Source organism: Sphingomonas limnosediminicola (genome assembly GCF_039537965.1).
Classification (GTDB): Bacteria; Pseudomonadota; Alphaproteobacteria; order Sphingomonadales; family Sphingomonadaceae; genus Sphingomicrobium; species Sphingomicrobium limnosediminicola.
Map to the genome: position 1 here is coordinate 1,277,154 of NZ_BAABBM010000001.1, position 14,368 is coordinate 1,291,521.

Genomic DNA, 14,368 nt, shown 5'->3' on the forward strand with positions numbered 1-14,368 from the left:
GTCCGTCGCCTCTGACCCCCCTTTCGTCGAAATTCCTTGCCGCTCGTCGCGCGCGTGCGGCACAGGCGCACACATCTTCTTCGCAAGGGTAAATCCATGAAATTCAAGATGTTGGCGCTCGCGACCGCGAGCCTCGCAGGCACTTTCGCGCCGCTTCAGGCCGCCAAGCCGCAGTATGGCGACTGGGGCTATGACGTCTCCGCGATGGATCGCTCGGTCAAGCCGGGCGACGACTTCTGGGCCTATGTGAATGGCAGCTGGGACAAGCGCACCCAGATCGCCGCCGACCGCGCCTCCGCCGGCCCGTTCGTCACGCTTTCCGACGCGTCCGAAAAGGACGTGCATGCAATCGTCGAGCAGCTCGCCAACGACCCGAACCGCGACCACCTCGGCCAGCAGGTCGGCGACTTCTACGGCAGCTTCATGGACACCACGGCCATCGACGCGGCCGGCACCGCGCCGCTGAAGCCCTATCTTGCCGAAATCAACGCCGCGAAGACCCGCGCGCAGATTCTGACGCTCTTCACCAAGCCCGGCTTTGCGAGCCCGGTCGATCTCGACATCGACGCCGACTTCAAGAATCCGGACCGCTATTCGGCGTTCGCCAGCCAGGCGCGCCTGGGCCTGCCGAGCCGCGAATATTATCTCGACGACAGCGCCAAGATGAAGGCGCACCGCGCCGCTTATCGCGACTACATCATCAACATCGAAAAGCTCGCCGGCCTGCCCGGCGGCGCTGCCGCGGCCGGCCGCATCATTGCGCTCGAAACCGCGCTGTCCAAGGCGCAGTGGGCGCCCGCCGACCGCCGCGACATCGACAAGATCTACAACCCGATGACGCGCGCCCAGCTTGCAAAGCTCGCGCCGGAATTCGACTGGAATGCTACGCTCGCGAAGGCCGGCCTCGCCAACGCGCAGCAGGTCATCGTGACCGAGCCCTCGGCAGTTGCCGGCGCGGGCAAGGTCCTCGCCTCGACGCCGCTATCGACCTGGAAGGAATGGCTCGCATTCCGCTTCGTCTCCGACCACGCGTCGGTCCTGCCCAAGGCTTTCGACGACGCCCGCTTCGGCTTCTATTCGAAGGAGCTCTCGGGCGTTCAGCAGCAGCGCGAACGTTGGAAGCGCGGCGTTGCCGCCGTCAACGGTGCGCTCGGCGAGGGCGTCGGCGAAATCTATGTGAAGAGCCATTATCCGGCCGAATCCGAGCGCCAGATGACGGAGCTGATCGCCAATCTGCGTGACGCCTATCAGGAGCGCATTTCGGGCAACAGCTGGATGGACGACGCGACGAAGAAGGCGGCGCTCGAAAAGCTTGCTGCCTTCGAACCGCGCATCGGCCACCCGGTCAAATATATCGACTATTCGTCGATGAAGGTCGTGAAGGGCGATCCGCTCGGCAACGCACTGCGCGGTGACGACTTCCAGTGGAAGCTACGGCTCAGCCGCTTTCCGCATCCGGTCGACCGCACCCTGTGGGGAATGACACCGCAGACGATCAACGCCTACTACAACCCGCTGGCGAACCAGATCACCTTCCCGGCCGCCATCCTGCAGCCGCCCTTCTTCGATCCGAACGCCGATGCCGCCGCCAATTACGGCGCGATCGGCGCGGTCATCGGTCACGAAATGGGCCATGGCTTCGACGACGAAGGCCGCAAGTTCGACCCGAAGGGGGCGCTCCGCGACTGGTGGTCGGCGGACGCCGCCAAGTCCTACGCCACGCGCACGGACAAACTGGTCGCGCAGTATAATGCGTTCACCCCCTTCCCCGGCGCCAGCGTCAACGGGAAGCTGACGCTGGGCGAAAACCTCGGCGACCTGTCGGGCGTCGAAGCGGCCTATGCGGCGTACAAGAAGTACACCGCCAAGCACGGCGAGCCGCCGGTGATCGACGGCATGACCGGCGACCAGCGCTTCTTCATCGCCTACGCCCAGGCATGGCAGGAAAAGGACCGTGAGGATGCGGAACGGCAGCAGCTGCTCACCGACCCGCACAGCCCCGGCAAGTATCGCGTCAACGGCATCGTCCGGAACATCGACGCCTGGTACAAGGCCTTCAACATTCAGCCGGGCGACAAGCTCTACCTCCCGCCGGAACAGCGCGTTCACATCTGGTAAGCGGCTAGGAAAAGCGGCGCTGCCCGGCTAGGGCGGCGCCGTGACCGCTACAGTTCATACGTTGAGCCCGCCGCGAGCGCCGTCGCTCGATGCAATGATCGGGCTCGTCGCCGCCGACATGAACGGCGTGAATGCCGTCATCCTCGACCGGATGCAGAGCAAGGTCGCGCTCATTCCCGAGCTGGCCGGCCACCTGATCGCCGGCGGCGGAAAGCGCATGCGGCCGATGCTGACGCTCGCCTGCGCAAGCCTGCTCGGCTATCCGGGAACGCGCCATCACAAGCTCGCCGCCGCGGTCGAGTTTATCCACACCGCGACGCTGCTCCACGACGATGTCGTCGACGGCTCGGGCATGCGCCGCGGCAAGCGCACCGCCAATCTCATCTGGGGCAATCCCGCGAGCGTGCTCGTCGGTGATTTCCTGTTCAGCCGCGCGTTCGAGCTGATGGTCGAAGACGGCAGCTTGAAGGTGCTGCGCATCCTCAGCCACGCCTCCGCCGTCATCGCCGAAGGCGAGGTGGAACAGCTCACCGCCCAGCGACGCGTCGAGACCGACGAGGAGCAGTATCTCACCATCATCAGCTCGAAGACGGCAGCTCTCTTCGCCGCGGCCTGCCGCGTTGCACCGGTCGTCTCGGAAGCCGACGAGGACAGCGAGCATGCGCTCGAAAGCTACGGCAAGAACCTCGGCATCGCTTTCCAGCTAACCGACGACGTCATCGACTATGCATCCGACGCCGCGACCATGGGCAAGGGTGTCGGCGACGACTTCCGCGACGGCAAGATGACGCTTCCGGTAATCCTCGCCTACGCGCGCGGCAGCGACAGCGACCGCGCCTTCTGGCGAGCTGCGATGTCGGGCGAGCGCGCCACCGACGCCGACCTTGCCCAAGCCATCGACCTACTGCGCTCTTCAGACGCACTTCAGGACACGATCGAGCGCGCCCGCCAATATGGTCGCCGCGCCATCGATTCTCTCGGCAAGTTTCCGGCCAGCAAGGCGAAGTCCGCCCTTGTCGAAGCCGCCGAATTCGCCGTCGCACGCGCTTACTAGCGGGCTGTCCTACAAGGACCTCATTGTGCCACAGCTCATCGCGTCGAACCGATCGGCCCGGCAGACGGTTTAAAAACATGCGCGTCACTGCGAACATTGAGAACATTCGCGCATGAGCCTCCCCATTGATGCCGTCCTGCCCGACCTGCTCGATGCGCTCAAAGCCGGTGCGCGTGCGCTGCTTGTGGCGCCTCCGGGTGCAGGCAAGACGACGCGTGTCGCCCCGGCCTTACTCGATCAAACCTGGTGCGACGGACAAGTGCTCCTCCTCGTTCCGCGCCGCCTCGCTGCACGTGCCGCCGCCGAATTCATGGCCTCGGCGCTGAGCGAAAAGCCCGGCGATACGATCGGCTACGCGACACGGCTCGACAGCAAGGCCGGCAAGAACACGCGCGTCGTCGTAATGACGCATGGCGTCTTCCTCGCTCGCATCCAGTCGGATCCCGAGCTTGCTGGCGTTTCCGCCGTGCTGTTCGATGAAGTCCACGAACGCAGCCTCGACAACGACTTGGCTCTTGCGCTCGCGCTGGATGCGGCCGCCGGACTGCGCGAGGACCTTCGCATCGTCGCCATGTCCGCGACGCTCGACATCGAGCGGTTCAAGCGCCTGCTCAACGACCCGCCGACGATCGTCAGCGAGGGCAAGAGCTTCCCGCTCGACGTGATCCATGCCGGACGCGACGCCACCGCGCGGACCGAGCCCCAGATGGCGTCTACGATTCGCTCGGCGCTGGCAGTGCATGCAGGATCGCTGCTCGCCTTTCTGCCGGGCGTTGCCGAGATTGAGCGGACTGCGGATGCGCTCGGCACGCTGCCTGCCGACGTCGAGCTTCACAAGCTGCATGGTGGCATCGAGCCTGCTTCCCAGCGCCGCGCGCTCGCAAAGCCGCCGGCTGGTATGCGCAAGCTCGTCCTCGCCACAAGCATCGCCGAAACCAGCGTCACGCTGGAGGACGTGCGCATCGTCGTCGACAGCGGCCTCGCTCGCCGTCCCCGCTACGATCGCGGCGCTGGTCTCACCCGATTGGTCACCGAACGCGCCAGCCGCGCCGCCGTCACTCAACGCGCAGGCCGCGCCGCGCGCCAGGCGCCGGGAGTCGCCATCCGCTTGTGGGAGGAAGCCGCAACAGCGTCGTTGCCAGCGCACGATCCGCCGGAAATCCTCGAAGCCGACCTTTCGAGCCTGCTGCTGACCTGCCTGCTCTGGGGAGAGGCCGATCCGGCGCGCCTGTCCTTCCTCGACGCTCCGCCGATTGCCGCGCTCGACGAAGCACGCGCTCGCCTTTCTGCGCTGGGCGCCATTGACCACAACGGCCGCGTGACTGACCATGGTCGAGCCATATCAAGCGTGCCTCTGGAGCCGCGATTGGCGCATATGTTGCTCGACGCGCGCGTCCGCGGCCTTGGCTCTGCCGCCACAGAAGTTGCCGTCCTGCTTACCGAGCGCGGACTGGGTGGTAACGATCCCGATCTCGAGCTGCGATGGAGGCGCTGGCGCGGCGACAGATCGCCGCGTGCTCAATCCGCGCGCAATCTCGTCTCGGGGTGGCGACGGCGGCTGGACATCAATGAGCGTGACGCCGACGTGCACGATCTCGGCAAAGCTCTCGCGCTTGCTTTCCCCGACCGCGTGTCGAGGCGACGCGATGCGTCGAGCGGAAGCTGGCAATCGATCGGCGGCCGCGGCTTTCGGCTCGATCCAGCATCGTCGCTCGCATCGAGCCAATGGCTCGCCGTCGGTGAGGTCGCCGGTCGCGCTTCCGGCGCGCGCATCCTGTCCGCCGCTGCCATCGACGAACAGGACGTGCTGGCGCTGTTCGCCAACCGCATCGAGACACGGCACGACCGCGACTTCGACCCAGCGACGGGCGCCGTCACGCCCACCCGCAGCCGCAGGCTCGGCGCAATCCGGCTTTCCAGCGGCCCTGACCCGTCGCCTGATCGAGAAGGGATCGAGCGCGCCCTGGTCAAAGGTGTCCGTGAGCACGGCCTCGACCACCTTCTCTGGGACGATCGATCTCTGCAGTTGCGCGCCCGAGCGGCGTTCGCGCACCGCCACGATACGTCGACCCCGTTGCTAGACGACGAAACGCTTCTCGAGCGGGCGGACGAATGGCTGGCACCGCTGCTGTCTGGCAAGCGGCGGCTCGGCGACATCGGCTCCAACGCGCTCGTCGGTGCTCTCGAAGGGCTGATTGGCTACGAACTCGCGCGAGTGCTCGACATGCTGGCTCCTGCCGAATTCGTCAGCCCCGCCGGCAGCCGTCATGCCATCGACTATGCAGCGCCCGCTGGCCCGACCGTGGAGGTGCGCGCACAAGCGCTCTTCGGACTGTCGCAGCATCCGCACGTGGCAAACGGCCAAGTGCCGCTGACCCTCGCCATCACCTCGCCTGCCGGCCGGCCCATCCAGACTACGAAGGACTTGCCCGGCTTCTGGGCCGGCAGCTGGCGCGACGTCGCGAAGGACATGCGCGGACGCTATCCGAAGCATCCGTGGCCCGACGACCCCGCCTCTGCCGCGCCAACGCTGCGGACGAAGCGCGCCGGTTAAGGCTTGCTGCCGACCGGCACCATCAGATGCGCGTAAGGCGTCCCCGCCCACATCACATAAGGCGCTGCCGTGTCCGGCATCGCGCCGGACGGATAACCGCTCAGCACCTCTTTCGACCCGACAATCATCACATGCGGACCCGTCTTCACCCACGCGTTCTCGGCTGTTGGCTTGGTCGCATAAGGGTCGACGTTGCTGGCGTCCGTTCCGCCTTCGAGCATGTACATCACCCCGACCGCGCCGGCGGGCGGCGTCTTGTGACCAATCCACGCCTCGGCCCATTTGCCGGCGTTGGCGTCGAAGCACATTGGATCCGGCCCCGGCGTTGCTGGGCTGTCGGGCATGCAGGTCCAGCCGTTCGTCCCCTTGCGGACGACCTGCATCGCGCCCTTGGCATCGGCGGTCATGATCGTCGCCTTGGCGGAGACGGAGGCCGGCGCGGCCGACTGGGCGCTCGCGATCAACGCGGCATCGCCGCCCTGCGCCGTTACCGCGCTCGGCGCGATTACAATTGCTGCGGCCGCAGCCAGCAACATACGCACTGTCGATTTTGTCATTGAGGCCCTCCTTCAGTGTCCGAGGAAGGACTCGTGCAATACCACAACGACAGCCGTTCCGCAGCACCGGCGGACTTGATGGAGAGCGCCGCTGCGCCTAGTCGCGGTTCCATGACGACTGCCCGCATTTCCGAGCTTGAACGCAAGACCACCCAGTCGGGAAAGGCCAACGCCGGACGCTGGCTGCTGGAGTTCGAACGGCAGGAGGCGCTTCGTCCCGACCCGCTCACCGGCTGGAACGGATCGGGCGACACCAACACGCAGGTACGCCTGAAATTCCCGACCAAGGAAGCCGCAATCGCTTATTGCGAGAAGCACGGGTTGGAGCACCACATTGTCCCGGCCACGCCGGTTCGGCTCAAACTCCAGGCCTACGCTGACAATTTCCGTTGAGATTGCGTAACAACACAGGCACATCTACCTAGCCGAGCTAGGGGGAGTACTGCGTTCAACCGATGTCAGGCTGGTGATCGGTACCAGACCTGAAGCAATCAAGATGGCACCGGTAGCACATGCGATAGCCGCCCGCGGCGGCCGGCCGACGCTCGTGCTTACCGGACAACACCCACGCCTTGACCCTGCCGAGTTTGGTCTCAGCCGGCTCGATGCCGTGCGTCTCCACGTGCCCGGCGAAGACGACCCCCACGCCCATGTCGGCAAGGTCACATCGGCCCTGCTGCCGCTGCTCGGGGTTCGGCCCGACTTGCTTGTCGTACAGGGCGACACGTCGAGTGCGCTGGGCGGCGCGCTCGCCGGATTCAGCGTCGGCGTGCCGGTGGCTCACGTCGAGGCTGGCCTGCGGACCCACGATCCGCACTTGCCCTGGCCCGAAGAGGAGTATCGCGTCGCCATCGACGCACATGCCGAGTTGCTCTTCGCTCCGACCGAACTCGCCGCCGCAAACCTCGAGGCGGAAAAGGTGCCCGGCGACATCCACATCACCGGCAACACCGGCATCGACAGCCTTCTGGCGCTGGAAGCGACGCTGCGGCCCGACATGCTGCACGACAGCAGCCGTAAGCGGATCCTTGTCACCTGCCACCGCCGAGAGAGCTGGGAGCATGACCTCGAAGCGATCCCGGCCGCCCTTCGCGAGCTTGCGCTGGACGGCACGGCGCATGTCACGATAGTCCTCCACCCAAACCCCTATGTGGCGGAGACGATGCGGCGACAGCTGGACGGATTGGCACACGTCTCGCTGATCGAACCGATGTCGCATCGCAAGCTCGTCCAGAAAATGCGCGACAGCGAGCTGATCCTCAGCGACTCCGGCGGCATCCAGGAAGAAGCACCGGCGCTCGGCACGCCGCTGTTGGTCCTTCGCGAGAAAACGGAGCGGCCGGAATGCCTGGCCAGCGGCAACGCCATCCTAGTCGGCACCTCGACCGAACGGATCGTCACCGAAGCCAAGCGCCTTCTCGACGATCCCGCCGCGTTCGCCGCCATGTCCCGCCGCGCCTACCCGTTCGGCGACGGCAAAGCCGGCCCGCGCATCGCGGCGATCATCGAAGATTGGATTGTCGAGAAGCGCGTAAGTGCAGCATTCCAAGGCTAAAGCTGGTGACCCCTACGGGACTCACGTTCGCTCTCTCATTTCAGCGTTTTTGACCCATCACTTACTGCATAATCTACTGCTCGCATCGAGCTGGCGCTTAAGCGGAGGTGCCCGCGGCCAAATGGCGGGCTCTGGCGGAAACTAGTTTCGGCGTTTCCTGAGCTGATGGCAAAGCTTCCCCTAGCAGCCATGGCTAGAGAGCTCGCGGTGTGGATTGCCCGTTTCCACTTCATGCAAGAATGTCGCCGTGAATGCTTCTTCGAAGAAGGCTGGGAACGTGCGCGCTACAGACTTGATGCGCCTAAGGTGGCGAATGGAGGGCAACCACCGCCCGCAGGCGGCAAGAGCGGCGGCGCATGGTGCATCAAGCACTTCGAGACTGCGCGGCGGAAGCTCGAGGAAATAAGTCGGAAGGTCGAGACCGGCTTTTTCCCTGAAAACACTACCCTCCGCGCGTGAGATCCGGTCGATATTGCGGTTGAGAAATCTCTGTACCACGTCTCGGATGCTATGGCGCTCGGCCGCGCCCCCGAGGACGGCATTGAGTATGGGCTGACGAGTAAGAAGGTCGAGTTTGGCGCCCATGGCCATCTGCAGGGCGTACCGGGTCACATCTGATCCTGGCACTCCCTCCTTCTCGAGCTTGGAGCGCGCATCCTCGAACATTGCTCCTTCGGCTCGCTTCCAAGTGTCTGCCGGGATCAAGTACCAGGCGAATGGCAGTGCTCCCTCGAGCCGCAGCACTGCTTCACGCTGCTTTTCCGATCCGAATAGCACCATTCGGGCCAGCGCGCCTGGATACTCGGCGACGTACTGCAGGACCGGTACCGACACAGGAGGTAAACCTCGCAAAGATGCCACTAACTCGTTTAGGTAATGAACGAGTGAAGCTGCATCAGGCCCGTCTGCGCTGGCCTTTTCGAGTGCCTCCCGCAGGGCTTCTTCGCCAACGATTTGTGGAAGCGCCATCGCGTGCTCGAACGAATTTCGCGCGGCTGCCGATTGAGCTTGCCCGCAATAGACAAGTGGACGTGAGATTACCTGGTCTTCTGCTCGCAGGTAGACAAGCCAGCGACCTGTTAGATCCGGCGGCAAGCGAATAGGCCGATGATTTTGCTCGTCCACCAGCGAGTAGCTGGCAATTTCTCGTTCTTCTGTTGGCCGCTCAATTGCACGTCCACACAGGACGGTTCCCGCCTCGACTACGCCGCGCGAGGAAACGAGCCCGTTGCCGTCGAGTAGCAACTCCTTGTCGAATTGAGCCACGTACCAGTAGTCCTCGATTCCATCGTGTAGTCCTAGCTCTACGCGGGATCCGATCTGGGCCGAGGCGAGCACGCTGCCAACGTCAGCCGCTATCATCGTGAGGGGCATCTCGTCTTCGAAAGACCAGCTGAGGTCAGTCTCGGGAACGCGGAGCCCTCGATCATCCCTAAGCCGCGCGAACATCACCATCGCCCCGTCCGCAAATGCAGCGAGCCGCGGCAGGTCCCTGGGGGTGACCATCTCGCGAGGCCTTAACACCCGCCCAGTGTCATCGGAGATTCCCGCACCCGCCGGGTACCGCACGGTTACGAGCGCGGCACGCTCGTTAGGCTCCGGCCAGGTTATCTCGGCCGTGAACCTCCGGACGACTTCTCCGGTTTCTCTCCCGACCCATAGGGTGTCAGCAGCCAAATGTAGTACCGGCGCGCCCTCTAGAGGCGCCAACCGACAGCCGCTCCAGCCAGTCAACTCGAACCGCGCCTGCTTGCCAGTACGGCCTGTCTTCAAGGTCGCTGTGCTGGGCACCACAGCCAACCGGAGACGATCTCGCAAGATGCCGCAATCCAGCCAGCCGATCTCGTGATTACCTTCCGGAAGCGGCGCGGGCGCCGGCTGCCACTTTCCTGCTCTTCTCACGTATAGCTGGCCAGCGTTGGCTACGCGCTGGCCTCCGCGGCAAAGGCTCACCAGAGGAGGGCCTCGATAGATGACGAGCTCTGGATCACATGGCTCGACACCTGGCAACGCGTTCCCGATAAGCTCAATTCGGTCTTTACGTTCGAACGCCTGGCGTCCCACCACCCGGTACCGGTCACCGTCCGGCGTCAGGACAGCGGCACCGCCCCGCACGAGCCACAGGCGGTACCCCGCGCCCCCTTCTCCAAGACAGCGAACGTCCTCGTCGCCGGCCGTTGCGACAACCTGCCAGTCATCCGGGGTGCGTAGCGCGAGTTCCTCTTCCCTGTAGCAGCCGCTGCCGCTGCCGCGCACCAACAACTCCAACGGCCCTTCCTGGTCACGCGATGTGATAGCGAAAACGAGGAATGGGCTCCGGATCGCGGCCCCACCCGTCAGCTCGAAGCTGCCTTCGGCCCGTCGCTCGGAACGTGCGACCACTCCTATCGGCACCGAGAAGGGCACTTGATAGGTTCCCGCCGCTTCCTGGTAACCCGTCGCTTCCCAGGAATCCGCTTGTGAGCTTATCGAAGCCAGCTGCCACGGAACGTACCGGGCCAATTCGCGTGCAGCGTACAGCTGCAACCGTCCCTCAGAGGAGGCCAACGCACGTGCTGCGCTCGCGCCTAGTGCGCCGTCGAGATGAAGGCGCAGTGCCTCCTCCCAGCCTTTTGCGGTGAGGCGCAATATCCGTGAAGCCGCCAATTCGCCCCGAGCCATCGGTCGCGCCTTGACGAGCATGAGCTGGTCCAGGAGCGCAGCGGCCGCGGGTGCGTCAGTCCTCATGGGCAGCCCGTCGCGCCAGTCAGGCCGGTGCACATCAAGCCAAGCGGAAACGGGGATGCCTGCAGCGGAAGCAGGCTCCTGCGCGTCCATGCGCAGCCGGGTAATCGCTAGCGCGAGGTCAGCGCACAGAACAAGAAAATCCTCGTCCGAAAACGCCAGAGGCAGCTTCTGCGCAAGGCTCCTTGCAAGCTCTAGCGCCACTTCCTCATCTGGCGCCCGTTCGAGAACGAGGGCAGCGACGAGCGACTGTAACACCTCGCATGCCCAACCCCTGTGTTCCTGCTTTATCGCGGCGGCGGGGAACCCGCCCTCACGCGCAAGTGTACCCAAGAAATAGCGCGCGCTTGCGCCAGAAATGACCGGGCGCCCCCAGGCGTCGAGGCCCCGCTTAGCGGTGTCGCGCCAAGCTTGCTGCGGTCGCGACAGCCCGATGGCGTGTTCCAACTCTTGCCATCGTAACACGCCTCCTTCGTGGCATCGCCTAAACCACTCGGAGGCCCACAGGACAAACAAGCCTGCCGCAACGCTGCTGTCCTGCAGCGGCTGCTTTCCCGCGAGAGCGCGAACGTCTTTCGCCAGCTGCCGAAAACTCTCATCTGAGACCTTGTACTGGTAAAGCCACCTGCCGTCCGGGGACGAGATGCCGTACTTGCTGACGGCTAGCGCCATCTTGGGTGACCCGCCGTGCTCTTTGCGCGAACGCGCGGCTTGCATGCGGGCGATTGCGCGTATGCGGTAAGCGCGTACCCAGAGTTCCGAGCGCTCCGCCAGTGCGGTGCTCAATGCAGCTAGCTTCCCGACGTCGTCTCCCGCTTCCCGGAGGCGCAGCTCAAGCAACTCCTTTTCAGCCCCGGGTGGTTCGCCATCACGCGCAGAGCCCATTCAAGCTCCAGCAGGTTTTTTTGCTGTGCGCCGAGGTTTCTTGTTCCCCTCTACGACCTCGGAAATCGCCAGTAGCCTTTCGACGTAGAACCGAAACTCGTCGCGATCGAGTGTCGCAAGGGAGATGCTTGCGAAGGCGCAGACCGTCTCAACACCTCCACTGGAGCGCAGTCCAACTGCGACAGAGTGCTTCCATGCCAGCTCAAGATACGACTTAAGCCCGGTAGTAGTCGGGCGCACTCCCACCTTGGCCAGGTCGAGTACTAGGTTCACTACGGGCTGATCCGGTGTCGAGCAGTCATTGTGCTCAACGAAGATGACGGGTCCCTTCGGCCGGCGACCCAAGATACACAGCCGCCCGAGTTCTTCGTCCACCCGAACGTTGAACCCGGCTTCTTGCGCACGCGCCTTCAACATGAGCAGGTGCGCCGCGGCCTCCACCGTCCTGCTGAACGCCGCCGTGCCGTCTACGACGATTGCTTCTCTGCGCGACAAGTCAGCATTGGTCGCAAGGGACTGCGTAGAAACGGAGACTGGGCGGCCGCCGGCGAGTGCTTCGGCAACCGAGAGCACTGCGTCAAGCCGCGCGGAGGGCCGCTTGTGAATCGCGTCGAGCCGGCTGAAGCCCCCGAAGGCGTAAGCCGCTTGGACGACCAGCGCCCGCACCCTTGGCCCCGCTCCAAGGGCATCTTCTAGTTGGGACAGTGCTGCTGGCTCATGGGCTAGCATGAGAGCCAAGGCCGCCCTCCGGCCAACGTGTGCGGTATCGTCGAGGTTCGGCACGTCGCGTTCCCCGCTGAATACCTGACGACAACCGTTGACCCACGCCGCTGCGTCCCCGCCGAGGCTTACGACGGCGTCTCCGATTTCGTCCAGAAACTCCTCTCGATCGAAGCCCCTTGTTCCATATCGGCGTCTAATTCCTTCGATGGTGGCTTTCCAAACCGCGACGTCGAGCGCTGACGCTGCCGGTTCGAACGCTCTCAGGCTGTGCTCCGCGAGTTCGCTGGGCGTGGTAGCGCCCTGCTCCAGCGACCGAACAACTTCCTGGTGAAACTCGCCAGCCTCTAGCAACTCCAGCAAGGCAGCTGCCCACCCGGCATAAAAATCGAGCTCCCGACGCCGCTCCGCGACTATTGGGGACGCAGGGGGTCCCAGCGTCTCGGGCCGCCCAACTGGTACTCTCGGATAGCCCGCAGCAGCGGCTGGCACGACGTCAGTAGGAACGTCGGGGAACAAGGTGTACGAAGCCATGAAGTTGTCGAGCGCTTCACGGCTCTCGAAACATGCTTCCTCCACCCTCGTCACGCGGACCGGCCCAGGACGGGACTGGGCGGAGCTGTCTTGACGTTCAACGAAGCCTTCGCTTGCAAACCGCAGCACAACACGGGGGCCATCTTCCCCCTCCACCAGCGCCCAGTCGGGGACCGCCCCGGCGAATCCCCAAACATCGGCGCCGGCGTGCGATTGGAAATCGGCAGCATGGTCTGCCTTTAGAGCGCCACCGCCTAGGTAGCCCGAGGCCAGAGCAAGCGACCAATTATCGGCGTGCATTGGCACTAACACGTGCCCTGAATTGACTTGTGTCGTCGGGGTCGCCGGCTCGAGGTCAAGTTCTCCCTCTTTGGCCATCACGCGTCCTCCAGCTCGTTCAGCGACGAGTTATGCTCAAGGGAACGCTCGAGATAGGGCATGATTGATTGTATGATCCCTAGGCCCACGTACCTGCAGAGCTTGTAGCTCGGCTTCGGCAATAGCGCCGTAGAAGCCGGTAGCCCGCCTGTTGGATCAATCTCAGTGTAGACAACGTACAGCTCCGAGCGAGCGCGCGAGCACATCACGTACAAGGCCATTCGTTCGTTGTAGAAGCCTGAACTATCGAGGCTCATCCGTTCCATCCCGACGAAGAAAACGACGTCGAACTCTAGGCCCTTCGCGGATTGTGCATGGAGAACCGTGATCGTGTTTGGCTTGTCGAAGTCCAGCTTCTCATCCGAGTGCGTTTCATCTCCGCTAAGGTACATCTGGAGCTTGATCGCCCCCTTCGCGTCACCGAGGCGTGCCTTGATCTGGTTATAAGCTCGCTTCACGAGGTGCTTTCCGCCGTGGACGATAACGCCCACTTGCTTGCCCGGATTTAGCTTTGTCTTCCTCAAGACAAAGTCAGCGACATCCCTGTCATTTGATGCGAAAACGACCTGCGGAACCTCTCCTTCAGCATCCGGCAGCTCGGCTACACCGCTCTCGTTGCCGACTTGATAGTAGGAGCTAAAGCGGGCGATTTGCCGCGTGTTCCTGAAGTTTTTCTTCAAGACAAAGTTACGATCTTCCGCTCCCTCGATGAAAAGGTTCTTCCTTATGTCGATGACCCGGCAGTTCCGGTCGACCTGCAGCCGTTGATTATCATCCGCGAAGACGGTCAGCTGTGTCGCGATTCCAGCATTCGCGAGCTGTTTCTGGAATAGGCCCAGCGTCATGTACATGGACGGTGGAAAGTCCTGGCCTTCGTCTACCAGCAGATGCCCCCAGCCGAAGCGCTCCTTGTCAGCCGAATTGGCGAGGGTTGCCAGCCCTTCAGAGCACAACGATGTCCAGTCAACATCGTAGCGGGAACCGTTGCCCTTCGGAGTCCATCGCCTGGTCGCTGCACGCCACCAGCCTTCGACCCACTTATTCATCGTACTGACGGGCACGTTCTCAGCGACGCCGCCTCGCGTCGAGGTATAGCGACGCAGGACCCGATTATACATGATGACGAGCGGCTCTTGGCCGAGTGCCTTGAGTTTCTGGGCCCTGTGAAAGGCCATCACCGTTTTGCCCGTGCCGGGGGGGCCGACGATCAGGATAGCGCCGTCGCCCGGAGCCTGGCCGTAGATACGACGTTGCTCTCGATCGAGGTCGCTAAGCGCCGGAAAACGCAT

Annotated in this window: 9 protein-coding genes; 5 read left to right on the plus strand and 4 right to left on the minus strand. The window is 63.8% G+C overall.

Annotation, left to right across the window (positions count from 1 at the left end; genetic code table 11):
* Positions 1-96 precede the first annotated feature (96 nt).
* The 3 genes from ABD704_RS06450 (at position 97) to hrpB (ending at position 5,726) form a co-directional block, all read left to right on the plus strand.
* Positions 97-2,118 carry a M13 family metallopeptidase gene (locus ABD704_RS06450; protein WP_344698852.1) on the plus strand — a complete coding sequence of 674 codons (2,022 nt, stop codon included), beginning with the start codon at positions 97-99 and terminating at the stop codon, positions 2,116-2,118.
* Between the two features lie 40 nt (positions 2,119-2,158).
* Positions 2,159-3,172 (plus strand): polyprenyl synthetase family protein, encoded by a 1,014-nt coding sequence (locus ABD704_RS06455; RefSeq protein WP_344698853.1) that lies wholly within the window; start codon positions 2,159-2,161, stop codon positions 3,170-3,172.
* A gap of 112 nt (positions 3,173-3,284) precedes the next feature.
* Positions 3,285-5,726 carry an ATP-dependent helicase HrpB gene (hrpB, locus tag ABD704_RS06460; RefSeq protein WP_344698854.1) on the plus strand — a complete coding sequence of 814 codons (2,442 nt, stop codon included), beginning with the start codon at positions 3,285-3,287 and terminating at the stop codon, positions 5,724-5,726.
* Here hrpB and ABD704_RS06465 read toward each other — a convergent pair.
* Positions 5,723-6,283 carry a hypothetical protein gene (locus ABD704_RS06465; RefSeq protein ID WP_344698855.1) on the minus strand — a complete coding sequence of 187 codons (561 nt, stop codon included), beginning with the start codon at positions 6,281-6,283 and terminating at the stop codon, positions 5,723-5,725. The genes hrpB and ABD704_RS06465 overlap by 4 nt on opposite strands.
* Before the next feature lie 111 nt (positions 6,284-6,394).
* Between ABD704_RS06465 and ABD704_RS06470 the strand changes: the two genes are divergently transcribed.
* Positions 6,395-6,676 carry an ETC complex I subunit gene (locus tag ABD704_RS06470; RefSeq protein ID WP_344698856.1) on the plus strand — a complete coding sequence of 94 codons (282 nt, stop codon included), beginning with the start codon at positions 6,395-6,397 and terminating at the stop codon, positions 6,674-6,676.
* A gap of 73 nt (positions 6,677-6,749) precedes the next feature.
* Positions 6,750-7,838: a non-hydrolyzing UDP-N-acetylglucosamine 2-epimerase gene (wecB, locus tag ABD704_RS06475; RefSeq protein ID WP_344698857.1), complete on the plus strand. Its 1,089-nt coding sequence runs from the start codon at positions 6,750-6,752 to the stop codon at positions 7,836-7,838.
* Positions 7,839-8,018: 180 nt separating this feature from the next.
* On the opposite strand, the gene ABD704_RS06480 is transcribed toward wecB, so the two are convergent.
* From ABD704_RS06480 to ABD704_RS06490, 3 genes are read right to left on the minus strand one after another with little or no spacing between them, the layout of a single operon-like run.
* On the minus strand, positions 8,019-11,447 hold the full coding sequence (locus tag ABD704_RS06480; protein ID WP_344698858.1) for an STY4851/ECs_5259 family protein: 3,429 nt from the start codon (positions 11,445-11,447) through the stop codon (positions 8,019-8,021).
* Entirely contained in the window at positions 11,448-13,079 is a 1,632-nt protein-coding gene (locus ABD704_RS06485; protein ID WP_344698859.1) for a hypothetical protein, read from the minus strand.
* Entirely contained in the window at positions 13,079-14,368 is a 1,290-nt protein-coding gene (locus ABD704_RS06490) for a 3'-5' exonuclease (RefSeq protein WP_344698860.1), read from the minus strand. Before ABD704_RS06490 ends, ABD704_RS06485 begins: the two co-directional genes overlap by 1 nt.